This window comes from Brevundimonas aurifodinae (assembly GCF_040195595.1).
Lineage (GTDB): Bacteria > Pseudomonadota > Alphaproteobacteria > Caulobacterales > Caulobacteraceae > Brevundimonas > Brevundimonas aurifodinae.
The window spans coordinates 197939-220625 of the sequence record NZ_JBEGDD010000006.1 but is presented as its reverse complement, the minus strand read 5'-3'; the positions used below and the strand labels follow the sequence as shown (position 1 = coordinate 220625).

Annotated in this window: 27 protein-coding genes; 14 read left to right on the top strand and 13 right to left on the bottom strand. The window is 67.4% G+C overall.

Annotated elements, in window-relative coordinates; translation table 11 throughout:
• Positions 1 to 600 carry a phosphoribosylglycinamide formyltransferase gene (purN, locus tag ABN401_RS09265; protein WP_349684553.1) on the top strand — a complete coding sequence of 200 codons (600 nt, stop codon included), beginning with the start codon at positions 1 to 3 and terminating at the stop codon, positions 598 to 600.
• Positions 601 to 699: 99 nt separating this feature from the next.
• Here purN and ndk read toward each other — a convergent pair whose 3' ends face one another.
• On the bottom strand, positions 700 to 1119 hold the full coding sequence (gene ndk / locus ABN401_RS09260) for a nucleoside-diphosphate kinase (protein ID WP_349684552.1): 420 nt from the start codon (positions 1117 to 1119) through the stop codon (positions 700 to 702).
• 85 nt (positions 1120 to 1204) lie between these two features.
• Between ndk and ABN401_RS09255 the strand changes: the two genes are divergently transcribed.
• Positions 1205 to 3088 carry an ABC-F family ATP-binding cassette domain-containing protein gene (locus ABN401_RS09255; RefSeq protein ID WP_349684551.1) on the top strand — a complete coding sequence of 628 codons (1884 nt, stop codon included), beginning with the start codon at positions 1205 to 1207 and terminating at the stop codon, positions 3086 to 3088.
• Here ABN401_RS09255 and ABN401_RS09250 read toward each other — a convergent pair.
• A complete protein-coding gene (locus ABN401_RS09250; protein WP_349684550.1) occupies positions 3085 to 3906 on the bottom strand; it encodes an NAD(P)H-hydrate dehydratase in 822 nt (273 codons plus the stop codon). The genes ABN401_RS09255 and ABN401_RS09250 overlap by 4 nt on opposite strands.
• Before the next feature lie 129 nt (positions 3907 to 4035).
• Between ABN401_RS09250 and ABN401_RS09245 the strand changes: the two genes are divergently transcribed.
• The 3 genes from ABN401_RS09245 to ABN401_RS09235 all read left to right on the top strand — a co-directional run bounded on the left by ABN401_RS09245 (position 4036) and on the right by ABN401_RS09235 (position 6697).
• The gene (locus ABN401_RS09245; protein WP_349684549.1) at positions 4036 to 4374 is read left to right on the top strand and encodes a P-II family nitrogen regulator; all 339 of its coding nucleotides are present in this window, start codon (positions 4036 to 4038) and stop codon (positions 4372 to 4374) included.
• A gap of 61 nt (positions 4375 to 4435) precedes the next feature.
• Complete coding sequence (gene glnA / locus ABN401_RS09240; protein WP_349684548.1) at positions 4436 to 5842, top strand: type I glutamate--ammonia ligase; 1407 nt, start codon at positions 4436 to 4438, stop codon at positions 5840 to 5842.
• Positions 5843 to 5923: 81 nt separating this feature from the next.
• On the top strand, positions 5924 to 6697 hold the full coding sequence (locus tag ABN401_RS09235; RefSeq protein WP_349684547.1) for a class I SAM-dependent methyltransferase: 774 nt from the start codon (positions 5924 to 5926) through the stop codon (positions 6695 to 6697).
• Positions 6698 to 6701: 4 nt separating this feature from the next.
• Here ABN401_RS09235 and tatC read toward each other — a convergent pair whose 3' ends face one another.
• The 3 genes from tatC to ABN401_RS09220 are packed head-to-tail and all read right to left on the bottom strand — an operon-like array spanning position 6702 to position 8412.
• Complete coding sequence (tatC, locus tag ABN401_RS09230) at positions 6702 to 7532, bottom strand: twin-arginine translocase subunit TatC (protein ID WP_349684594.1); 831 nt, start codon at positions 7530 to 7532, stop codon at positions 6702 to 6704.
• 44 nt (positions 7533 to 7576) lie between these two features.
• Positions 7577 to 8170 carry a Sec-independent protein translocase protein TatB gene (tatB, locus tag ABN401_RS09225; RefSeq protein WP_349684546.1) on the bottom strand — a complete coding sequence of 198 codons (594 nt, stop codon included), beginning with the start codon at positions 8168 to 8170 and terminating at the stop codon, positions 7577 to 7579.
• 26 nt (positions 8171 to 8196) lie between these two features.
• Positions 8197 to 8412, bottom strand: coding sequence for a twin-arginine translocase TatA/TatE family subunit (locus tag ABN401_RS09220; protein ID WP_349684545.1), 216 nt, complete (start codon positions 8410 to 8412; stop codon positions 8197 to 8199).
• 103 nt (positions 8413 to 8515) lie between these two features.
• On the opposite strand from ABN401_RS09220, the gene rnhA reads away from it, so the two are divergent.
• Complete coding sequence (rnhA, locus tag ABN401_RS09215; RefSeq protein ID WP_349684544.1) at positions 8516 to 8968, top strand: ribonuclease HI; 453 nt, start codon at positions 8516 to 8518, stop codon at positions 8966 to 8968.
• Between the two features lie 112 nt (positions 8969 to 9080).
• Here the strand turns inward: rnhA and ABN401_RS09210 are convergent, their stop codons facing one another.
• The 3 genes from ABN401_RS09210 to ABN401_RS09200 all read right to left on the bottom strand — a co-directional run bounded on the left by ABN401_RS09210 (position 9081) and on the right by ABN401_RS09200 (position 11051).
• Entirely contained in the window at positions 9081 to 9539 is a 459-nt protein-coding gene (locus ABN401_RS09210) for an NfeD family protein (RefSeq protein ID WP_349684543.1), read from the bottom strand.
• Positions 9540 to 9554: 15 nt separating this feature from the next.
• Positions 9555 to 10532, bottom strand: coding sequence for an SPFH domain-containing protein (locus ABN401_RS09205; RefSeq protein WP_349684542.1), 978 nt, complete (start codon positions 10530 to 10532; stop codon positions 9555 to 9557).
• An 87-nt stretch (positions 10533 to 10619) separates the two neighbouring features.
• Entirely contained in the window at positions 10620 to 11051 is a 432-nt protein-coding gene (locus tag ABN401_RS09200) for an NUDIX hydrolase (RefSeq protein WP_349684541.1), read from the bottom strand.
• Positions 11052 to 11110: 59 nt separating this feature from the next.
• Between ABN401_RS09200 and ABN401_RS09195 the strand changes: the two genes are divergently transcribed.
• The 4 genes from ABN401_RS09195 to ABN401_RS09180 all read left to right on the top strand — a co-directional run bounded on the left by ABN401_RS09195 (position 11111) and on the right by ABN401_RS09180 (position 15406).
• Entirely contained in the window at positions 11111 to 12517 is a 1407-nt protein-coding gene (locus ABN401_RS09195; protein WP_349684540.1) for an FAD-binding oxidoreductase, read from the top strand.
• 72 nt (positions 12518 to 12589) lie between these two features.
• Positions 12590 to 13354 (top strand): peroxide stress protein YaaA, encoded by a 765-nt coding sequence (gene yaaA / locus ABN401_RS09190; protein ID WP_349684539.1) that lies wholly within the window; start codon positions 12590 to 12592, stop codon positions 13352 to 13354.
• 96 nt (positions 13355 to 13450) lie between these two features.
• Positions 13451 to 14299 carry a 3-hydroxybutyrate dehydrogenase gene (locus ABN401_RS09185; protein ID WP_349684538.1) on the top strand — a complete coding sequence of 283 codons (849 nt, stop codon included), beginning with the start codon at positions 13451 to 13453 and terminating at the stop codon, positions 14297 to 14299.
• Positions 14300 to 14326: 27 nt separating this feature from the next.
• Positions 14327 to 15406 (top strand): patatin-like phospholipase family protein, encoded by a 1080-nt coding sequence (locus tag ABN401_RS09180; RefSeq protein WP_349684537.1) that lies wholly within the window; start codon positions 14327 to 14329, stop codon positions 15404 to 15406.
• A gap of 589 nt (positions 15407 to 15995) precedes the next feature.
• Here the strand turns inward: ABN401_RS09180 and clpX are convergent.
• Positions 15996 to 17258 carry an ATP-dependent Clp protease ATP-binding subunit ClpX gene (gene clpX, locus ABN401_RS09175; protein ID WP_349684536.1) on the bottom strand — a complete coding sequence of 421 codons (1263 nt, stop codon included), beginning with the start codon at positions 17256 to 17258 and terminating at the stop codon, positions 15996 to 15998.
• Positions 17259 to 17456: 198 nt separating this feature from the next.
• Here clpX and ABN401_RS09170 point away from each other — a divergent pair, with 198 nt between their 5' ends.
• The gene (locus tag ABN401_RS09170; protein ID WP_349684535.1) at positions 17457 to 18104 is read left to right on the top strand and encodes an HAD-IB family hydrolase; all 648 of its coding nucleotides are present in this window, start codon (positions 17457 to 17459) and stop codon (positions 18102 to 18104) included.
• A gap of 168 nt (positions 18105 to 18272) precedes the next feature.
• On the opposite strand, the gene ABN401_RS09165 is transcribed toward ABN401_RS09170, so the two are convergent.
• The 3 genes from ABN401_RS09165 to tig all read right to left on the bottom strand — a co-directional run bounded on the left by ABN401_RS09165 (position 18273) and on the right by tig (position 20827).
• Positions 18273 to 18593: a hypothetical protein gene (locus ABN401_RS09165; protein WP_349684534.1), complete on the bottom strand. Its 321-nt coding sequence runs from the start codon at positions 18591 to 18593 to the stop codon at positions 18273 to 18275.
• On the bottom strand, positions 18594 to 19235 hold the full coding sequence (locus tag ABN401_RS09160) for an ATP-dependent Clp protease proteolytic subunit (RefSeq protein ID WP_349684533.1): 642 nt from the start codon (positions 19233 to 19235) through the stop codon (positions 18594 to 18596).
• A 248-nt stretch (positions 19236 to 19483) separates the two neighbouring features.
• Positions 19484 to 20827: a trigger factor gene (gene tig, locus ABN401_RS09155; protein WP_349684532.1), complete on the bottom strand. Its 1344-nt coding sequence runs from the start codon at positions 20825 to 20827 to the stop codon at positions 19484 to 19486.
• Positions 20828 to 21060: 233 nt separating this feature from the next.
• On the opposite strand from tig, the gene ABN401_RS09150 reads away from it, so the two are divergent.
• Complete coding sequence (locus ABN401_RS09150; RefSeq protein ID WP_349684531.1) at positions 21061 to 21762, top strand: MBL fold metallo-hydrolase; 702 nt, start codon at positions 21061 to 21063, stop codon at positions 21760 to 21762.
• A 2-nt stretch (positions 21763 to 21764) separates the two neighbouring features.
• On the opposite strand, the gene ABN401_RS09145 is transcribed toward ABN401_RS09150, so the two are convergent.
• Entirely contained in the window at positions 21765 to 22058 is a 294-nt protein-coding gene (locus ABN401_RS09145) for a hypothetical protein (protein WP_349684530.1), read from the bottom strand.
• A gap of 96 nt (positions 22059 to 22154) precedes the next feature.
• Here ABN401_RS09145 and ABN401_RS09140 point away from each other — a divergent pair, with 96 nt between their 5' ends.
• On the top strand, positions 22155 to 22301 hold the full coding sequence (locus tag ABN401_RS09140) for a hypothetical protein (protein WP_349684529.1): 147 nt from the start codon (positions 22155 to 22157) through the stop codon (positions 22299 to 22301).
• Positions 22302 to 22410: 109 nt separating this feature from the next.
• On the top strand, positions 22411 to 22638 hold the full coding sequence (locus tag ABN401_RS09135; RefSeq protein ID WP_349684528.1) for a con-10 family general stress protein: 228 nt from the start codon (positions 22411 to 22413) through the stop codon (positions 22636 to 22638).
• The last annotated feature ends 49 nt before the right edge of the window (positions 22639 to 22687 follow it).

Below are 22687 nucleotides of genomic sequence, written 5' to 3'. Positions count from 1 at the left end.
ATGAACGACACGCGTGGCCGCGTTCGCGTGGCCGTCCTGATTTCCGGCGCCGGCTCCAACATGGCCGCCCTGATCGATGCCGGGCAGCGGCCGGACGCGCCGTATGAGGTGGTTCTGGTCGTCTCCAACGATCCCGACGCCGGCGGTCTCGCGATCGCGCGGGCGAAGGGGGTGGCGGCCGTAGCGATTGACCATCGACCCTTCGGCAAGGACCGGGCCGGCCATGAAGCCCTCGTCCAGGCCCAACTGGCGGCAGCGGAGACCCAGATCGTCGCCCTCGCCGGCTATATGCGGCTGCTGACGCCCTGGTTGGTCGGTCGCTGGGCGGATCGGTTGGTGAACATCCACCCCAGCCTGCTGCCGAGGTATCCTGGCCTCGACACCCACGCGCGCGCCCTGGCCGCCGGGGATTCCGTGGCGGGTTGCACCGTCCACCTTGTCACCGAGGGTGTGGACGAGGGTCCGATCCTGGCCCAGGCACAGGTGTCAGTGCTCAAGGATGACACGCCCACCAGCCTGTCTCAGCGCGTGCTCGCGGCCGAGCACGCGCTCTACCCTGAGGCTTTGGCGCGCTTCTGCATCGACCGGTTCAGGCCGTAAGGATAAGGGGCCCCGGATCGATCCGGGGCCCCTTGTCTTGGACGCTGGCGCTCGGCTCGCGGAGCCTCGCTGCTTGAGCGTGGGCTTAGCCTGTCCGCCTTAGCCGACGATCTGGTCGTCGGTGAAGAACTGGGCGATCTCGATCCGGGCGTTCTCCGGCGAGTCCGAACCGTGGACCGAGTTCTCGCCGATCGACAGGGCGAACGATTTGCGGATCGTGCCTTCGGCGGCCTGTTCCGGGTTCGTCGCGCCCATGACTTCGCGGTACTTGGCCACGGCGTTGTCGCCTTCCAGCACCTGGACCACGACAGGCTCGGCCGTCATCTGGCCGACCAGTTCGCCGTAGAACGGGCGCTCGGCGTGGACTTCGTAGAACTTCTTGGCCTGGGCCTCGCTCAGCTTGACCCGGCGCTGGGCGACGATGCGCAGACCCGCGCCCTCGATGACGGCGTTGATCGCGCCGGTCAGGTTGCGGCGCGTGGCGTCGGGCTTGAGGATCGAGAAGGTACGTTCGGCCATGATGTGACTTCTTGTTTGGGAGATTGAAGGTCGCGGGCTTATAGCGACGCCCCTCCCCCGCGCCAACCCGCAGTCTGACCCTTCTATGCTCCAGATCACCAACCTGACGTTCAACGCCTGGGGTCGCCAGTTTCTGGACGACGCCTCAGTCAGCCTGCCGCCCGGCGCCAAGGTCGGGCTTGTGGGCCGCAATGGCATCGGCAAGTCGACCCTGTTCAAGATCATCCTGGGCGAACTGGCCGGCAACGGCGATGAGGTCAGTCTGCCCAAGACCGCCCGCATCGGCTCGGTCGATCAGGAACACCCGGCCACGCCGGTCAGCGTGCTGGAAACCATCCTTGAGGCCGACACCGAGCGTCACGACCTGCTGGGCCGCCTCGAGACAGCGGAGCCCGAGGAGATGGGCGAGATCTGGGCCCGGCTGATCGAGATCGACGCCGACGGCGCCCCCAGCCGCGCGGCCGAGATCCTGGCGGGCCTGGGCTTCAACCACGAGGACCAGCAGCGGCCGATGTCGCACTATTCGGGAGGCTGGCGCATGCGCGTCGCCCTCGCCGCCGCCCTGTTCGCCCAGCCCGACATGCTGCTGCTGGACGAACCGACCAACTACCTCGACCTGGAAGGCGCTCTCTGGCTCGAGGCGCGGCTGAAGAAATACCCCGCGACCGCCCTGATCATCTCCCACGACCGCGAAATGCTGAACGAGGTCTGCACCCACATCCTGCATCTCGCGAACCGCAAGCTGGAGATCTACACCGGCAACTACGACCAGTTCGAACAGGCCCGCGCCGAGAAGGCCCGGCTGCAACTGTCGGCCAAGGCCAAGCAGGACGCCGAGCGCGCCCACCTCCAGGCCTTCGTCGACCGGTTCAAGGCCAAGGCCTCCAAGGCCGCCCAGGCGCAGAGCCGCATGAAGCGTCTGGCCAAGATGCAGCCGGTCTCGACCACGATCGAGGAACGCGTCGCGCCCTTCACCCTGCCCTCGCCGCCCCGCCCGCTGGCGCCGCCCCTGATCCGGCTGGAGCGGGCGAATGTCGGTTATGAGACCGGCAAGCCGATCCTGCGCAATCTGAACCTGCGCATGGATCTGGACGACCGCATCGGCCTTCTGGGCGTCAACGGCGCGGGCAAGTCGACCTTCGCCAAGATGATCGCCGGGGCCCTGAACGTGTCCGAGGGCGAGCTGCATCGCGACAAGAAGATGCGCGTCGGCTGGTTCCACCAGCATCAGATCGAGGCCATGGACCCGACCGACACGCCGCTGGAGATCATCCGCCGCGCCATGCCGGACGCGCCCGAGAGCGCCCGCCGCTCCAAGCTGGCCCAGTTCGGTCTCAGCTACGAAAAACAGGAGACCAAGGTCGAGGCCCTGTCCGGCGGCGAGCGCGCCCGCCTGCTGCTGAACATGGTGGCCATGGAGGCGCCCCACGTCCTGATCCTGGACGAACCGACCAACCACCTGGACATCGACAGCCGCCGGGCCCTGCTGGACGCGCTGAACGACTATTCCGGCGCGGTCATTCTCATCACCCACGACCGGTCGCTGATGGAACTGGTCGCCGACCGCCTGTGGCTGGCGGCAGACGGCACGGTGCGGCCCTATGACGGCGACATGGACGACTATGCACGCTTCGTTCTGGAGCGCGCCAAACAGGCCGCGGTCAAGCCCAGCCAGATCAAGGCCGAGGCCCCCCAGGCCGCCCCGACCCACACAGCCGCCAAGAACGAACGCAAGAAGGGCGGACCCTCGCCCTCGACCCTGCGCCATGCGGCCAGGAAAGCCGAGGAACGTGTCGCTGCCCTCACCGCCGAGATCGCCCGCATCGATGACGACCTGGCCAACGCCGCCGTGTCCAACCCCAAGGCGCTGGAGGGCCTGACCCGCGCCCGCGCGAAGTCGCAATCAGACCTCGACGCCGCTGAAGCCGCATGGATGCAGGCCGAGGAGGCCCTGGCCGAGGTGGCCTAGGGTCGCAGGCCGCGCAGGACGGCGGGGATCAGGTCGGGCAGGTCCTCGGCGATCAGCCCGGGGCCGAAGGCTTCGGCCGCCGCGCCGTGTATCCAGACGGCGACGCTGGCGGCCTCGAAGCTGGCCATGCCTTGGGCCACCAGGCCGCCGATCAGACCGGCCAGCACATCTCCGCTGCCGGCCGTGGCCAGCCACGGCGAACCGTTCCCGTTGACCCGCGACCGACCGTCCGGCGCAGCGATCACCGTCTCGGCGCCCTTCAACACGACATGACAGCCCGCCCGCGTCGCGGCTTCCCGCGCGGCCGCTTCTCGACCCTGGGCCAGCAGACCCGGAAACACCCGTTCGAACTCGCCTTCGTGCGGCGTCAGGACGTCGTCGCGGTCCAGGCTGGCGAACAGATCCACGCCCCGGCCCTTGAAGATCGTGAGGGCGTCGGCATCGACCACCAGGACCGCTCCGGTGCGGGCCAGGGCCGCCAGGTTCTGCACCGTCGCCTCGTTCAGTCCGGCGGCGGGACCGATGACGACGGCATCCATCGCCTCGGCCAGGGTTTCCAACCCGTCCGGCGAAGCGAACGCCTCGACCATCACGGCTTCCAGCGCGCTGGCAACAATGGGGGCCGCATCCGGCGGGCACAGCACCTTGACCAGCCCCGCACCGACCCGCAGCCCGGCCCGCGCGGCCAGACGCGCCGCCCCGGTGTTCAGGGGACCGCCCGACACCACGCCCAGTCGTCCCCGGTTATGCTTGTGCGTCTCCGCCCCCGGCCAAGGCAGGGCGTCTCGCCACAGGGCGGGGTCGTTCACTTCAGCCATTCGATCCTCCGTCGTCGGAACACCTGAAAATTCAGTCCGGCCCTTGCCTTATTGTGCGATGCGGTGTCCCTTTGGTTCCCGAGCGTCCGGCCCGAGAACGGCCGGGTTCGCGCCGCCTCGGGGTCGCCCATGAAGAAGATCGAAGCCGTCATCAAGCCGTTCAAGCTGGACGACGTGAAGGAAGCCCTCCAGGACATCGGCGTCCAGGGCATGACGGTGCTCGAGGCCAAGGGATACGGCCGCCAGAAGGGCCACTCCGAACTGTATCGCGGCGCCGAATACGTCATCGACTTCCTGCCCAAGATCAAGATCGAGGTCGTGGTCGCCGACGACCTGGCTCCGGCCGTTGTCGAGGCGATCCAGACCGCCGCCCGCACCGGCAAGATCGGTGACGGCAAGATCTTCGTCTCCGACATCGCCGACGTCATCCGCATCCGCACCGGCGAGACCGGTGCCCAGGCCGTCTAGGGCTGGCCCACTTCAGTAAAGCTTCCTCCCCAGAAGAAACGCGAAAAGGATCATCGAACTCATGAGCGCCAAGAAAATCCTGCAAGAGATCAAGGACAAGGACGTGAAATACGTCGATGTCCGGTTCACCGACACGCGCGGCAAGCTGCAGCACGTCACCTTCGACATCGACCTGATCGACGAGGAGTTCCTCGAAGAAGGCACGATGTTCGACGGCTCCTCGATCGCCGGCTGGAAGGCGATCAACGAGTCGGACATGCTGCTCAAGCCCGACCTGACCACGGCCTATATCGACCCCTTCTACCAGCAGACCACGATGTTCCTGTTCTGCGACGTCATGAACCCGGACACGGGCGAGCCCTACAACCGCGACAGCCGCTCGATGGCCAAGAAGGCCCTGGCCTATGTCCAGTCCTCGGGCGTGGGCGACGCGGTCTATTTCGGCCCGGAAGCCGAGTTCTTCATCTTCGACGACGTGCGCTGGTCGACCCAGCCGCACGACACCGGCTACGCCTATGACTCGACCGAACTGCCGGCCAACACGGGCGCGGAATACACCGAGGGCAACATGGGCCACCGCCCGGGGCCCAAGGGCGGCTATTTCCCCGTCAACCCGGTCGACAGCGGCCAGGACCTGCGCGGCGAAATGCTGGGCGTCATGCGCGACCTGGGCCTCCAGCCCGAGAAGCACCACCACGAGGTCGCCCCGGCCCAGCACGAGCTGGGTCTGAAGTTCTCCGACCTGCTGACCATGGCCGACCGGCTGCAGCTCTATAAGTACGTCATCCACAACGTCGCGGCGGCCTACGGCAAGACGGCGACCTTCATGGCCAAGCCCATGTACGCCGACAACGGCTCGGGCATGCACGTCCACCAGTCGATCTGGCGCGACGGCAAGCCCCTGTTCGCGGGCGACAAGTATGCTGGCCTCTCAGACTATTGCCTCTGGTACATCGGCGGCATCATCAAGCACGCCAAGGCCATCAACGCCTTCGCCAACTCGACCACCAACTCCTACAAGCGTCTGGTCCCCGGCTACGAAGCCCCGGTCAAACTGGCCTATTCGTCGCGCAACCGCTCGGCCTCGATCCGGATTCCGTGGGTGTCCTCGCCCAAGGCCAAGCGTATCGAGGCGCGCTTCCCCGATCCGATGGGCAACCCCTATCTGACGTTCGTCGCCCTGCTGATGGCGGGCCTGGACGGCATTGAGAACCGCATCGATCCGGGCGCGCCGGCCGACAAGAACCTCTATGACCTGCCGCCAGAAGAACGCGGCTCGATCCCCGAGGTCTGCGGCAGCCTGAAAGAGGCGCTCGAGAGCCTCGACAAGGACCGCGCCTTCCTCAAGAAGGGCGGCGTCATGGATGACGACTTCATCGACAGCTACATCGAGCTGAAGATGGAAGAGGTGATGCGACTGCAGCTGCACCCCCACCCGGTCGAGTTCGACATGTACTATAGCTGCTGATCCGACGGCAGATGAGCTGGAAGGGCCGGGCGACGACGCCCGGCCCTTTCCTTTTGGGCGGCCGTCCGGCAGCTAGGACGGATGGACGCCGACCGTTTCCGATCCTTGGCCGAGACCGCGTCGCCGGACCTGCGGCAGAAGCTGCTGATCCTGCCCGCCATCATCGCCGACTGGGCCGAGCCGCACGGTGGCCTGGCCGGTCGCAGGATCATGGATTTCGGCTGCGGCCTCGGCGAGCTTGCGGCGGGTCTGGCCTATGCCGAGCCCACGGCGAGCGTCGTCGGTCTGGAGGTCACCGACCAGCCCGATGGCCTGCCGGCGGTGCTCAAGCCTCTCGGCCTCATCCCGCCCGCCAACCTGTCCTTCCGCACGGTGCCCCTTGGCGAGGTTGGAGATGAGGACGACTTCGATCTGATCGTCAGCTGGTCGGTGTTCGAACACGTCCAGCGCAACCAGTTCGACGCGGTCGTGGCAGGACTGAAGACCCGTCTGAAGCCTGGCGGGCTGCTGTTCATGCAGGTATCGCCCCTGTTCTTCAGCCCGGAAGGCTCGCACCTCTGGGCCCTTGGCTACACCGACTGGCAGCATCTGACCCGCGAGCTCAGCGAAGTCCGGGAGGACCTTGAGGCTTCGTCCCTGAACGAGCGGCAACGCGAGCTGCACTGGAAGCTGTTCCTGCGGCTGAACCGGTTCACCGCGCTGGATTTCGACGCCCGGCTGCATGCCCCGGGCTTCACCGCCCTCCGCCGCCAGGTTGATCGCGTCGACCGCGAGCCACCGGCGGAACTGCTGACCGCCTACACGCGCGAGGCCTTGACGACGGAACAAATCGTCCTGCTGCTCCGTCGGGACTGAACACCTAGGCGGCCACGCCGCCGGCCTCGTCCTCGCGCGTCCGGCGCAGCTCGATCACGCGGACGCACCAGATCGAGATCTCATAGAGAATGACCAGCGGGATCGCGAGCATCAGCTGGCTGATCGGATCGGGCGGCGTCACGATGGCGGCCAGCACCACGACAGCAACGATGGCATAGCGGCGACCCTCGCTCATCAGCTTGGACGAGATCAGCCCCGCCAGGCCCAGCAGCGTCATCACCACTGGCAGCTGGAAGCACAGGCCGAACGCCAGGATCAGTGCCGTGACCAGGTTCAGATACTCCGACACCTTGGGCAGCAGGGCGACCGCGACGGTCTCGGAGCTGATCTGCTGGCTCAGCGAGAACCACATCACGAACGGCAACATGATGAAGTAGACCAGGGCGGCGCCCAGGATGAACAGCATCGGCGAGGCGATCAGGAAGGGCAGGAAGGCACCCTTCTCGTTCCGGTAAAGGCCGGGGGCCACGAACCGCCAGAGCTGGAACGCCAGCACCGGAAACGCCAGGAAGACCGCGCCGAAGCCCGCGAGCTTCATCTTGGTGAACAGGATCTCGAGCGGCGCCGTATAGATCAGCTGGGCCGCCTCGGCCGTGGTGGGCGGCATCGGAGCGAGCCCCGCCGTCACCTGGATCAGCAGGATCGGCGACACATTGTGCCCATCGCTTCCGGCATAAAGCGCGCTGGCCGCCGCGAACGGCTTGACCAGGAAGACATAGATCGGGCCGGCAAAGAAAAAACACACGATGAAGGCGACAGCGAACGCGGCCACGCACCAGATCAGCCGGCCGCGCAGCTCGATCAGATGATCCATCAGCGGCGCCCGCGACGCCTCGATCTCGGCTTCGTCGTGGTCGGTCACGTTTCGGTCTTCGGCGTGCGCGGATTGCGCGGCTTCCGCGCGGGAGTGGCGGGCGACGTCTTGGCGGAAGCGGGCTTTCGGGCCTTGCCAGGCACGGGCGGTGACGCGGACGTCGCGATCTTGCCGGCGCGGGGCTTCGCGGCGCGCTTGGGCGGGCTGGCGTCAGCCACAGCGGCCGACGCCACCTCGGCCTCTGTCGATGGGAGTGGGGTCATGACCGGCTCGGGAAACTCGGGCTGGTTCAACGCGATCGGCGGCGGGGGCCCCGGGAGGGCCGGCTTGTCGAGTTCAGACTTGATGTCCTTGAAGGCGGCATCGGCCTCGGCCCCCAGCCGGACCATGCCTTGGCCGACGGCACCCTGTCCGGTCCTCAAAGCCTCTACCTCCTTCCTCAGCTCATCGAGTTCGGACTGGCGGGCCATTTCGTCGAAGCTGGCGCGGAACTCACTGGCCATGCCGCGCATCTTGGCGACCCACTTGCCGAGTTGGCGCAGCATGACGGGCAGCCGCTCGGGCCCGACGACGATCAGGGCGACGGCGGCGATCACGAGATATTCGAGGCCCCCGATCCCGGGGCCGAGGCCGCCCATGCGTCAGGCTCTTTCCGCCAGCGGGTTCAGCGCTTCAGCTCTTCCTTTTCCGCGTCGGTGCGCGGCAGGCTGGACACGCCCTCCGTGGGGCCCGACTTGTCGTCGTCCTTCAGGCCTTCGCGGAAGGCCTTGATGCCCTTGGCGGCGTCGCCCATCAGGCCAGACAGCTTGCCCCGCCCGCCGAACAGCAGCGCCACGACGACGATGACGATGGCCCAGTGCCAGATGCTCATAGCGCCCACGGCGTACTCTCCTCAGACGGACCAGTCTCGGCCCGGATCGAACATACGCTGCATATAGGCCACCGGATGGCGACGCGCCAAGGGAAGCTGTAAGGCCGCGTGAATGAGTCATGTCATCATCCACACCGACGGTGCCTGCAAGGGCAATCCCGGCCCCGGCGGCTGGGGCGCGATCCTGCAGTTCGGGGACCGGGCCAAGGAGATGTCGGGCGGCGAGCCCCTGACGACCAACAACCGGATGGAACTGACCGCCGCGATCATGGCGCTGGAGGCGCTGACACGGCCCTGCAAGGTCGATCTGCACACCGACAGCAAATATGTGATGGACGGCATCACCGGCTGGATCCACGGCTGGAAGGCGCGCGGCTGGAAGACTGCGGACAAGAAGCCGGTCAAGAATGACGACCTGTGGAAACGGCTCGACACCGCCCGCGCGCGTCACGAGGTCAAGTGGCACTGGGTCAAGGGCCACGCGGGCCACGAACTGAACGAACGCGCCGACCAACTCGCCAATCGCGGCATCGAGGAGATGCGGGCGGCGAAGACCAAGGCCTGATCGGCTGAGGAGGAATCGCTTCGCGATTCCGCCGATGCCGTGAAACAAGGTCCAGCAGCTTTCTGGGGTCTGATCCGACCGGAAAACCGCTCACACTTTTCCGGATCAGACCCTAGACCGCGCGCACCTTCAGGTCGCCGCCGCGACTGGCCTCGACGATCACGCTGTCGCCGACCGGCGGGCCCTGCCCGTCGATCTCGGCGGCCCATTCGGCGCCCGAGACGAAGACCCGCCCGCGCCCGTCGACGAAGGGCGAGACCACGCGCGCCCTCTGCCCGATCAGACGCGCGTCGCGGTCGTTGATGTCAGGCCGATCACCCGGGTTGACTCGCTGGATCAGCCGTCGCGAGAACAGGGTCGCCACGACCGTCAGAGCCGCGAACAGTCCGACCTCGCCGGCGAACCCGATCTGAAGCCCCAGGGCGGTCAGCACGGCGACCACACCGGCGGCGACCGCCGGCCAAAGCAGCCACTCGGTCGAGGCCGCCGCCTCGACGGCCAGCAGCAGCACGCCGATGGCCAGCCAGATCCAGAAGGGCTGGCTGTTGTAAACCTCGATCACCGCATCCATCGCCGTCGTCTCCGGTCAGGTCGTGGGGGGAACGCTGCCGCCGCGCGCGGCACGGGGCGGAGGCGGCGGTGCCGCTCGGGTGGGCCCCTGCTGCTCGCGGGCGAGGCCGACCAATTCGCCGATGCCGGCGATGGTGCCGACCAGGCCGCTCATCTCTGCGGGCACGATCACCGTCTTGGCCGTCGGGTTCCGGGCCAGCTCGGCGAAGGCGTCGACGTAGCGCTGGGCCACGAAGTAGTTGATGGCGTTGACGTCGCCCCGGGCGATCGCCTCGGACACCATGGCGGTGGCCTTGGCCTCGGCCTCGGCTTCCCGCTCGCGGGCCTCGGCGTCGCGGAAGGCGGCTTCCTTTCGGCCCTCGGCCTGGAGGATCGCGGCCTGCTTGGCCCCCTCGGCCCGCGCGATGGCGGCCTGTTTCTCGCCCTCGGCCTCGGTGATCACGGCGCGCCGTTCACGCTCGGCCTTCATCTGACGGGCCATGGCGTTGGTGATGTCGACCGGCGGCGTCAGGTCCTTGATCTCGATCCGGTTGACCTTGACGCCCCACGGCTCCGTCGCCGCGTCGATGACGGTCAAGAGGCGCGAGTTGATGTTGTCGCGCTGGAACAGGACCTCGTCCAGGTCCATCGAACCGACGACGGTCCGCAGGTTGGTCGAGCACAGCTGGGTGATCGCATAGGGCAGGTTCTCGACCCGATAGGCGGCGCTCGGCGCGTCCATCACCTGGATGAAGACGATGGCGTCGACCTTCACCATGGCGTTGTCCTTGGTGATGACCTCCTGCTGGGGAACGTCCAGCACCTGTTCCATCATGTTCATGCGTCGGCCGATGCGCTCGACGAAGGGCACCAGGATGCTGATCCCGGGCTTCAGGGTCTTGGTGTATTTGCCGAACCGCTCCACCGTCAGCTCGCGCCCCTGAGGCACGATCTTGACCAGGCTGAACAGGAACACGGCGGCGAAGACGACCAGCGCCAGCACGAAATAGGTCATGAAGTCCTCCTGAGCTCAGGCTAGCCGGACGCCCGGCGCCACGCCACCGAAACCGGACGACCGCGGCCATACGATTGCTGACAGGGCTCAGCCCGACGCAGACGCCGCGTCGCGCATCGTCAGGGCCGCCTGGATGATTCGCCGGGTCTCGCTCCACGCCACCCTCTGTCCGGCTTCGGCCCGAGGAAAGAAGCGGGCTTCCACAGCATCGTCACCGGCGACGGGCTCGCCGCCAGTCCACTCGGCCATGAAGTCGATCAGCAGATAGTGGCGACCGGCCTCGGGAAAGATTCCGTCCACCACATCGATCAACCCGATCAGCCGCGCCTCTATCCCGGTCTCCTCGCGCAGTTCCCGCAGGGCGGCGTCTCGCACCGTCTCGCCCGGCTCGATCCGCCCACCGGGCAGGCTCCACTCGCCGACCCGGGGCGGTGTGCCACGCCGGATCAGCAGGACCTCGTCGCCGCGCAGACAGACGACGCCGACGGCGGGGATCGGAGGGGGAAGCGACTCGGACATGTGGAACAGCCTAGACGGTTTGCACTGGCGCTGGCGGCGACGCTTTGAGACAACGAGGCATGGCCTCCCCTCCCCCCGCCGCCATCGCCGAACTCAAAGCCGCGCTCGGTCCCTCCGGCTGGACCGAGGACGCGCAGGAGATCGCGCCCTGGCTGACCGAATGGCGCAACAAGTGGCAGGGGCACACGCCGCTGATGCTCAAACCGGGATCGACCGAGGAAGTCGCGCGTGCGGTGGAAATCTGCGCGCGGCACGGCGTGGCCATCGTCCCTCAGGGCGGCGATACCGGGCTGGTGGGCGGGCAGATTCCCTATGGCGAGGTGCTGCTGTCGACGCGGCGGCTGCGCGCGGTTCGTGACGTGACCCCACTGGACGACGCCATGACGGTCGAGGCGGGCGTCACCCTGCTGGAGGCGCAGCAGGCGGCGACGGCGGCGGGTCGGTTCTTCCCGCTCAGCCTGGCGGCCGAGGGCACGGCCACGATCGGCGGGGTGATCTCGACCAACGCGGGCGGCACCGCGGTTCTGCGCTACGGCATGATGCGCGATCTCGTCCTCGGCATCGAGGCCGTCATGCCGGACGGGCAGATGTTCAACGGCCTGAAGCGGCTGAGGAAGGACAACACCGGCTATGACCTGAAGCAGTTGCTGATCGGGGCCGAAGGCACCCTGGGCGTCGTTACCGCCGCGACGCTGAAGCTGTTTCCGATCCTGCGTAGCCGGGCGACGGCGGTCGTCGGCCTGGAGACCGCCCACGCCGCAATCGAACTGCTGGCCACCGCCAAGGCCGAGACCGGCGGCGGGGTCGAGGCCTTCGAACTGATGAAGCGGATCGGCGTCGAGTTCGCGCTGCGCCACGTTCCCGGGGTGCGCGAGCCCCTGGATAGCGTCCAGCCCTGGTATGTCCTGATCGAACTGACGTCGGGAGAGCCCGGCGCGGCCGAGGCCGGGATGGAGCGCATCCTGGAGGCCGCGTTCGACCGGGGCCTGATCGTCGACGCCGCCATCGCCCAGAACGAGACCCAGGTCCGAGATTTCTGGAAGCTGCGCGAGGAACAGTCCGCCGCCCAGAAGCCCGAGGGCGGCGGCTGGAAGCACGACGTCTCCGTCCCCGTCAGCCAGATCGCCGACTTCCTGGAGGAAGCCACCGCCGCCGTCGAACGGTTCGAGCCCGGGGCGCGGGTCAGCGCCTTCGGCCACGTCGGCGACGGCAACATGCACTACGACATCCTGTGCCCCCCCGGCGGCGACCTGACGGCCTTCCTCGGCCGCTGGCAGGCGGGGTCCGAGGTCGTTCACGACATCGTCGCGAAATACGACGGCTCGATCTCCGCCGAGCACGGTCTGGGCCGGCTGAAGACCGCCGAGGCCCGCCGGTACAAGTCCGCGCTGGAAGTCTCGACCATGCAGGCCGTCCGGCTGGCGATCGACCCGAAGCGGATCATGAACCCGGCCGTCCTGTTCTAGATCGTCGCGCCCCGCTTCAAACCGTCGCCGAACGCGCCTAAACCGCCCGCCGAACGAACGGAGCCTCCCGCCTTGCTGATCGTCCTGTCCCCGGCCAAGCGGCTGGATTTCTCCGAAGCTCCGGTCGCTGTGGAGCCGACCCTGCCGCGCCTGGCCGAAGATACGGCCAGCCTGGCGAAAACGGCTCGGCGCCAGACCAAGGCGGACCTGCGTCGGCTGATGGGGATTTCGGACGATCTGGCCCGGCTGAATCGCGAGCGCTTCCAGGCCTTCGATCCCGAATCGCAGGACGGAACGCCCGCCGCCTTCGCCTTCGCCGGCGACGTCTATCAGGGACTGGACGCGCGGTCCCTCGACGCCGAGGCCCTGGCCTTCGCCCAGGACAGGATTCGGATCCTGTCGGGTCTGTATGGCCTGCTGCGGCCGCTGGACCGGATCCAGCCCTATCGGCTGGAAATGGGAACGCGGCTGAAGACGCGACGCGGGTCCAGCCTGTACGACTTCTGGGGCGATCGGCTGTCGAAGCAGCTGAACGCGGACGCCGAGGGTCACGCCGATCCGACCCTGGTGAACCTGGCCAGTCAGGAGTATTTCGGCGCGGTCGACGCCAAGGCGCTGAAGATTCCGGTCGTGACGTGCCACTTCCGTGAGGCCAAGGACGGCGAGAGCCGCATCGTCTCCTTCTTCGCCAAGAAGGCGCGGGGCACCATGGCGCGTTTCGCCGTCGAGGAGCGCGTCGAGCGCGTCGCCGACCTGAAGGCCTTCGACCGCGACGGCTATGCCTTCGACAAGGCCGCCTCGACGGAGCTGGACTGGGCCTTCATCCGGGCGTCCTGACCTGTCGCCTTCGCAGGCGCGAACGGTTAGTGTCCTCCGAACCCTGACCCCGACGTCCGCGGACGGCGGCAAGAAACGAGAACGGACGACAGCCTCATGTTCCAGTGGCCCGGAAAGAAGGACGGCGGCGAGACCGAACGCCCCGTCTATCGCAACCCCGAAGATCTGCGTGGCCAGGTCGCGGTCATCTCGGGCTCGACGTCTGGCATCGGCCTGGCGCTGGCCCGGGCGGTGGCGTCTCGCGGCGGCGATGTGGTGCTGAACGGGCTGGGCGATCCCTCCGAGATCGAGCGGACGCGGGCGGAGATGGAAGCCAGCTGCGGCGTGCGGGTCCGCTATCACGCCGCCAACATGCTGAAGGGCGACGAGGTGGCCGACATGGTCGCCTATGCCAAGCATCAGCTGGGTCGGCTGGACATCCTGGTGAACAACGCCGGCGTGCAGCACGTCGAGGCGGTGGAGAAGTTCCCTTCGGAGAAGTGGGAACAGATCATCGCGATCAACCTGTCCTCGACCTTCTATGCGACCCGGGCCGCCATCCCGATCATGAAGGCCCAGGGGCGCGGCCGGATCGTCAACATCGCCTCGGCGCATGGCCTGGTCGCCAGCCCGTTCAAGTCCGCCTATGTCGCCGCCAAACACGGGGTGATCGGCTTCACCAAGACCGTGGCCCTGGAGGTCGCGCGCGACGGCATCACCTGCAACGCGATCTGCCCCGGCTTCGTCGAGACGCCCCTGGTCGCCCAGCAGATCGCCGATCAGGCGCGGACGCGCGGCATTTCCAAGGAGAAGGTCGTGACGGACGTGATCCTGGAGGCGCAGCCGACCAAGCAGTTCGTCACGACCGATCAGCTGGCGGGCATCTTCCTGTATCTGATCTCGGACCTGGGTGCCTCGGCCAACGGGGCCAGCTTCTCGATCGACGGCGGCTGGACCGCGCAATAGGGCGAACGACGACGCCGGGGGGCGGGCATGGCGCTGTTCAAGCGAAAGACGCGAGCCGAAGCGGCCCAGCCGGTCGTGGCCGGGCCGGCGCGGCGACCGATCTGCCTGGCACTCCAGGGCGGCGGGGCGCACGGGGCCTTCCAGTGGGGCGTGCTGGATCGTCTGCTGGAGGCTGACGTGCTGGACATTCGGGCCGTCACGGCTTCGTCGGCCGGGGCGATGAACGGCGCGGCTCTGGTCTCGGGGCTGGCGACCGGCGGGACGGACGGTGCCCGGGCGGCGCTGGACAGGCTGTGGCGCGAGACCAACCAGTCCGGCGGCAAGAACGTGTTCGGCGACAGCTCCATCTGGTCGAACGCCCTGACGCCCGGCTGGCTGAAGGACTCGGCCTTCTGGCGGGCGGGCGAGACCCTCGCCCTGTCGATGTCGCCCTATGAATTCAATCCGTTCAACCTCAATCCTCTGAAGCGGGTGCTGGACGCCTCGATCGATTTCGAGGCGGTGCGGAACTCCGAGGTGAAGCTGTTCGTCGCCGCGACCGCCGTCAGACACGCCAGGTCGCGGGTGTTCCGCTCCGGCGAGATCACCGATCAGGTCCTGCTGGCCTCGGCCTGCCTGCCACACCTGTTCCAGGCGGTGGAGATCGAGGGCGAGCCCTATTGGGACGGCGGCTATCTGGCCAATCCGCCGCTGTGGCCGCTGTTCTACGAAGACACGCCGAACGACGTGCTTCTGGTCACGCTGAACGCCTTCGAGCGGGCCGACACGCCAAAGGCGGCGGGGGATATCGTCGACCGGCTGAACGAGGTGGTGTTCAACGCGCCTCTGGTGGCCGAGCTTCGGGCCGTGGCCTTCGTGCAGGAGCTGATCGAACAGGGCCGTCTGACGTCCTCGGCCCAGGACCGGTACCGCAACGTCCTGATGCACGCGATCGAGGCGGACAGCTGGCTGGGCGACCTGTCGCTGGGGTCCAAGTTCAACACCGAATGGTCCTTCCTCAACGACCTCAAGGCGCGCGGGCGGGCGGCGGCGGACGACTGGCTGTCCCATTGCCTCGCCGAGGTCGGGGTCCAGTCCAGCGTCGATCTTCAAGCCCGATTCGGCTGAGGCCCGACGACGGCCATGCGTCATCGCTCTTCCGCTGTGAACGGGTGGGAAGGGCGGGCGGAGCGGCGGGCGCGAGGCCCGGAGACCGTGTGGTGTTTAGTTTCGGCTTCGCGTCATCTGCTCCGCGCGGCTGGTCTGAACGGAAGCGGACGGCCTGCCATGCTCGAAGCAACGCACAGGACCAACGGCTCTGTTAGAGCCTTGCCGTTACCTCAGCCTCCGGCGGGAGGGTCGGCGTCCTTGCGAGAGCCGATCCCCTGAACGCGGCGAGTCTTCTGCTCGCCGCCTTTTCGCCGCGCGATCCGAAGATCGCGCGAACCACTCCTTCGGCCCGGGACGCCGGATGACCGCTCTTCACGGCCTCCGGTCGTTGGACTTCAAGAGCCCCCGCTCCAACCGCTTCCGCCGCGACAAGCTCGCAAGGCCTTGCGCCCTTCCCAGGCGACGGAACCGAGGGGGAGGGTAGCATGCACGTCAATGCGGGCGCGTTCGCGGGGCTTCGAACTCGGCGGGCGTTGGATTCGTTGGGGGAATCCGGGCGAGCGCGGATGATTGAACAATCTACCTCTCCCTCTGGGAGAGGGGCTCTTTAAGCCGCGCCGTCGGCCTTTTTCTTTTCGGCGTAGATCAGCAGGGGCTGGGCGCGGCCCTCGATGACCTCGGCGTTGACGACCACTTCCTCGACGCCGTCGAAGGTCGGGAGTTCGAACATGGTCTCGAGCAGGATGCCCTCCAGGATCGAGCGCAAGCCACGCGCGCCGGTCTTGCGCGTGATGGCCTTCTTGGCGACCGCGTTGAGCGCGTCGTCGGTGAAGGTCAGGCCGACGTTCTCCATCTCGAACAGGCGCTTGTACTGTTTGACCAGGGCGTTCTTGGGCTCGGTCAGGATGGTGACCAGAGCGGCCTCGTCCAGATCTTCCAGCGTCGCCAGAACGGGCAGGCGGCCGATGAACTCGGGGATCAGGCCGAAGCGCATCAGGTCGTCGGGCTCGACGCCCTTCAGGATGTCGCCGGTGCGGCGCTCGTCCACGTCCTTGACCTTGGCCCCGAAGCCGATCGAGGCCCCGGCACCGCGCGCGGAGATGACCTTTTCCAGGCCGGCGAAGGCGCCGCCGACGATGAACAGGATGTTGGCGGTGTCGACCTGCAGGAACTCCTGCTGGGGGTGCTTGCGTCCACCCTGAGGCGGCACGGAGGCGACGGTGCCCTCCATGATCTTCAGAAGGGCCTGCTGCACGCCCTCACCGCTGACGTCGCGGGTGATCGATGGGTTGTCGGACTTGCGCGAGATCTTGTCGATCTCGTCGATGTAGACGATGCCGCGCTGGGCCCGCTCGACGTTGTAGTCGGACGCCTGGAGCAGCTTGAGGATGATGTTCTCGACGTCCTCGCCCACATAACCGGCCTCGGTCAGGGTCGTGGCGTCGGCCATGGTGAAGGGCACGTCGATGATGCGCGCCAGGGTCTGGGCCAGCAGCGTCTTGCCCGAGCCCGTGGGCCCGATCAGCATGATGTTGGACTTGGCCAGCTCGACGTCGTTGTTCTTGGTCGCGTGATTCAGGCGCTTGTAGTGGTTGTGGACGGCGACGCTCAGCACCTTCTTGGCGTGGCTCTGACCGATCACATAGTCATCGAGGACTTCGCGGATTTCCTTGGGCGTCGGGACCCCGTCCTTGGATTTGACGAAGCCGATCTTGTGCTCTTCGCGGATGATGTCCATGCACAGCTCGACGCATTCATCGCAGATGAACACGGTCGGTCCGGCGATGAGCTTGCGCACCTCATGCTGGCTCTTGCCGCAGAAGCTGCAGTAGAGCGTCGACTTGGCGTCAGTGCCGGCGGCTTTGGTCATGGACCCTTCTCACTCTCGCATCCCGGGGAGGGAACGCGCTGGCCTCGCGTTGATTCCACCACTATGGACGCGAAGATATTCAAAAAATGACAATCACCCATCCCGAGGCCCGCCACAACCCCGCCAGAGGGGGGCATATCGGCTTAGACGGGGATGGTTCGCCGGGGATCGGTTCAGGCTGGGCGGGGATTGCGGCGAATGGGTGACATGGGGGCCACACCGGGCGTTCGCCAGCCCCCCGCCCCCGGACAGGCCATCGTCGCCTTCGATTTCGACGGGACACTGACGGTCCGGGACAGCTTCACGACCTTCCTGAGAAAACGCGCGGGGCGACGGGGCTGGGCCATGGGGCTGGTTCGGCTGGCCCCGGCGACGGCGGCCTATGCCCGCGACCGGGACCGGGGGGCGATCAAGGCGGCGGCGGTGAAGGAGTTCCTGAAGGGCGTCAGCCGCTCCGAACTGGAGGCCGACGCCGAGGCCTATGCGGCCCGGGCCTGGCGCAGGCTGATGCGGCCGGACGCCCTGGAGGTCTGGAACGACTGGGGTCAGAGGGGCGCGCATCGGGTGATCGTCACCGCATCCCCCGCCCTGACGGTCGCGCCGTTCGCGAAACGGCTGGGGGCCGACGGGCTCCTGGGGACCGACCTGACGTTCGACGCCGACGACCGGGTCACGGGCGCGTTCGAGAGCCCCAATTGTCGCGGCGAAGAGAAGGTGCGCCGGCTGAGGGCCGCCTATGGGCCGGACCTGCGGCTGGCGGCGGCCTACGGCGACACCTCGGGCGACACGGAGATGCTGGCCATCGCCGACGAGGTTGGGTTCAGGGTGTTTCGAGAAAGGCCCTGAGGCTCTCCCTCCCCGTTCGGGGAGGGGGGTCGAAGCACAGCGGAGACCGGGTGGGGGCGGCCCGAGCCATCGCGCCGTGGGATCTGCCCTGCTCTGCCTGACGTCGCCCGGCCGCCCCCACCCCCTCGCTGCGCGAGGACCCACCCCTGAGGGGGAGGGAGAGGGCCGTCAGCGACCCTGGGCGTCGACGTCGAAGACCATGGCCCGGCCACGCGAGGTCGGGTCCCAGCCCGCCTCGATGATCGAGGTGACCGAGGTGGTCACGGCATCCAGGTCGATGCGCTGCTTTTCCATCTCGGGTCGGCCGCTGGGATGCATGGGCATGGGGAACTGGACGATCGCCTCGCGCTGATAGCCCTGGAGCCTCAGCGAGATGGCGATGCCCTCCCACTTGCCGTCCGCCACCGGCCGGGGCTGGCGGCGGATTTCCCACTCGTAGGTCTCGCCGTCGACGACGACGGTGCCGGAATTGTCGCGCGTTCTCTGCACCTAGACCGTTTTCACGCCGTCGCCTTCGGCCTGCTCGCGCTTGTCGTAGACGTGGTCGACGATGCCCCAGGCCTTGGCCTCTTCCGCCGTCATGAAGTGGTCGCGGTCCAGGGTGCGCTCGACCTCTTCATAGGTGCGGCCGGTGTGCTGGACGTAGATCTCGTTCAGCCGACGCTTGGTGGCGATGATGTCCTCGGCGTGACGCTCGATATCCGAGGCCGTGCCGCGGAAGCCGCCGGAGGGCTGGTGGACCATGACGCGCGCGTTCGGCAGAGCGATGCGCTGGCCCGCCTCGCCGGCCGTCAGGATCAGGGAGCCGGCCGAGGCCGCCATGCCCATGACCACGGTCGAGACCGGCGACTTGATGTACTGCATGGTGTCGTAGATCGCGAGCGCCGAGGTCACCTGACCGCCGGGGCTGTTGATATACATGGAGATTTCCTTCTTCGGATTCTCCGATTCCAGGAACAGCAGCTGGGCGCAGATCAGGCTGGCCATGCCGTCCTCGAACGGACCAGTCAGGAAGATGATGCGCTCGCGCAGCAGGCGCGAGAAGATGTCGAAGGCCCGCTCGCCCCGGCTGGACTGCTCCACCACCATGGGGACGAGGTTGTTCGAGATATAGTCGATGGGATCGCGCATGAGGTCTCGCTGGATGCAGGGCGGGCGACTCGGCCGGTCGCCTTGTCCCCCTGATATCGCGATCGTGGGGAGCGAGTGCAAGGCATCTCTCCCTCCCCCTCGTGGGAGGGCAGGTCGCGAAGCGACCGGGTGGGGAGGTCGAGGCAAGACATCGGCGACCGGAGTTTGGCTCGCCATGCCGCCCCCACCCGGTCTCCGCTTCGCTCCGACCACCCTCCCCTGAGGGGGAGGGAAAAGCCGCGTGCGGACTACCCCTCGTCTTCGTCCTTGAGCAGGTCGTCCTTGGAGATCGGCGTGTCCTTGACCTTGGCCAGGTCGAAGATCAGGTCGCAGACCTTTTCCTCATAGATCGGGGCGCGCATCTGGGCGGCGGCGTTGGGGTTCTGGCGGTAGAAGTCCAGCACCTGGCGTTCCTGGCCCGGATAGTTGCGGGCCTCGGCCATGATGGCGTTGTTCAGCTCCTGATCTGTCACGCCGACGTTGTTGGCGCGGCCGATCTCGGCGAGCACCAGGCCCAGGCGCACGCGGCGCTCGGCGATCTTGCGGTATTCGTCCTTGAGCTTCTTCTCGGACTTCTTGGCGTCCTCGGGCGTCAGGTTGCCGGCTTCCTTGTCGGCCTGGACCTGCTGCCAGATGCCGTCGAACTCGGCGTCAACCATCTTGGGCGGCAGGTCGAAGCTGTGCTTCTTGTCGAGTTCGTCCAGCAGGGCGCGCTTGAGCTTGAAGCGGGCCGCGCCGGCGTATTGCTGGTTCAGGTTCTGGCGCAGAAGGTCCTTGAGCTTGTCGAGGCTCTCCAGACCGATGCGCTTGGCGAACTCGTCGTCGATCTTGGTCTCGGCCTCGGCCTTGATGGCCTTCACCTTGACGTCGAAGGTGGCCAGCTTCCCGGCCAGATTCCTGGCCTGATAGTCCTCGGGGAAGGTCACCTCGATGGTCTTCTCCTCGCCGACCTTGGCGCCTTTGAGCTGCTCCTCAAAGCCGGGGATGAAGCGGTTGGAGCCGATCACCAGATCGGCGTCCTCGGCGGCGCCGCCCTCGAAGGGCTCGCCGTCCAGCTTGCCCAGGAAGTCGATGGTCAGCTGGTCGCCGTCGGCGGCCTTGACGGTCTTGCCCTTCTTGTCCTCGTAGGACTTGGCCTGGCCGGCCAACTCCTTCAGCGCCTCGTCGAGGTCCTCGTCGGAGGCCTCGTAGACGGGGCGTTCCAGCTTCAGCGTCTTGGGATCGACCGGCTCGAAGTCGGGCATGACCTCCAGCGCCATCTCGTAGGCGAGGTCGTCGGAGCCGGCCAGGACCTTGTCCATGTCCGAGGTCAGCTTCATCTCGGCGGGGGCGGCCGGGCGGACCTTGACCTCGTCCAGCGCCTTGGCGCTCGACTCGTTGATGGCGTCGTTGACGATCTCGCCCATCATGTCGCGGCCGAAGGTCTTCTTGACGTGCGAGACCGGCACCTTGCCGGGGCGGAAGCCCTTGAGCTTCATCTTGGGAGCGAACTCAGCGGCCTTGGCGTCCAGCTTGGCGGTCAGCTCGGCGGCCGGGATGGTCACGGCGATGACGCGGCTGAGGCCTTCGGTGGATTTCTGGACGACTTGCATGGACGGATCTGACGCTCTGGGGCGGCACCACAGGGCGGGCGCACGCGGGGGATGTGAAAGCAGAAAGGCCGCCCCATCCGGAGCGGCACCTCGAAGCCCGCCCTTATGTCGAGAGGCGGGCGAAAGGTCAACGCGGGGGCGGCATCCCCCCCTCCCGGCTCTCGGGGCCGCACCCACCCGGTCGCTGCGCGACCACCCTCCCCCACCGGGGAGGGAGAGGCTATGGTCGTCGCATGACTCAGTCCCCCTCCCCGGTCGGCGTGTTCGTGACGCCGGTCACGCCTCTGCAGCAAAACTGCACGACCGTATGGTGCACCAAGACGATGAAGGCGGCGGTGATCGATCCGGGCGGGTCGGTCGACGCGGTCATGGGCGAGGTGGCGCGGCGAGGGCTCACGCTGGATCAGATCTGGATCACCCACGGGCATCTGGATCACGCGGGCGGCGCCGCCGAGATGGCCGAGAAGTCGGGCGCGCCGATCATCGGGCCACATCCGGACGACCAGTTCTGGATCGACGGGATCGCGGCGCAAGGCCAGATGTATGGCCTGCCGGAAGCCCGCGGATTCGACCCGACGCGCTGGCTGGACGAAGGCGACGAACTGACGCTGGGCGAGACACGCTGGGCGGTGCGGCATTGTCCAGGGCACACGCCGGGACATGTGATCTTCTTCAACGAGGCGGCTCGGTTCGCCCAGGTCGGTGATGTGCTGTTCAAAGGGTCGGTCGGGCGAACCGACTTCCCGAGGAGCGATCCTGAGGCGCTGATCCGATCGGTGATCGAAAAGCTGTGGCCGCTGGGAGGCGACGTGACCTTCGTGCCGGGGCACGGGCCGCATTCGACCTTCGGCGAAGAACGGCGGACCAATCCGTTCGTGTCGGATCGGGCGGTGGCCGGAACGCCGCCCGCGCGGGCGGCGTCCGGACCCGCCTGACCTCAGCGGCGCAGCAGAATGCCGATGAGGACGCCGGCACCGAGCGCGTAGAGGGTCGCCTTCATCGGCTCTTCCTCGATCCGGGCCCGGGCCAGGGTGGCGCGGTCGCGGGCCCAGCTGCGGCCGGTGTCGAGATCGCTGCGGAGCGCCTGGCGCAGGCCCTGCTCGCGGGCGAAGGCCCTGCGCTCGCCGTCCACCATCCAGCGGTCGCCCTCGGCGTCGAGGGTCTCGTCGCGGCCGGTGTCGATGTCGTCGACGATGTCTTCGGCGTTCAGGGTCGGATTGAGGTCGGTCATGGGGAGGTCTCCGGGACGCGTTGGTACTGCCGGAATGAACCCCGGGGCTTCAGGGCGGTTCCGGAAGGGCGACCCTGTTTCACCCGGAGAGCCGACATGACCGACCCGACCCCCCAACCCGAAATCCCGCCGATGAATCCCGTGCCGCCCCAGCCCGAGATCGACCCCGCCGGCACGCCCGACGAGGTCCCGCCCCAGCCGGGCGACAATGACGGTCAGGTCGAGTGGCCGGGGACGGAGTAAGCCGCCAGTTGATTCGCACGCGGTTGATATCGCGGACCTTTGGAACCTTGGCGGGACGGCGGGGTTTCAAATCCAACCGCCAGCACCAGGACAGTAAAGGGATCATCTGATGGCCGAAGGACAACCCACCCGTCCGTCTGGAGTCTCCAAGCGAGGCTTCGCGTCGATGGACCCCGCCCGCCAGCGCGAGATCGCCCGCAAGGGCGGCGCGAGCGTGCCCAGCGAGAAGCGGAGTTTCTCTCAGGATCGCAGCCTGGCCGCCCAGGCCGGCCGCAAGGGCGGCGAGGCCTCGCACGGGACGCGTCGTCCGAACGACGTCGAGGGCCAGGCCGAATAGGGTCCGAGACCTTCGCTGAATGAAGGGCGGCCGGTGGATCACCGGCCGC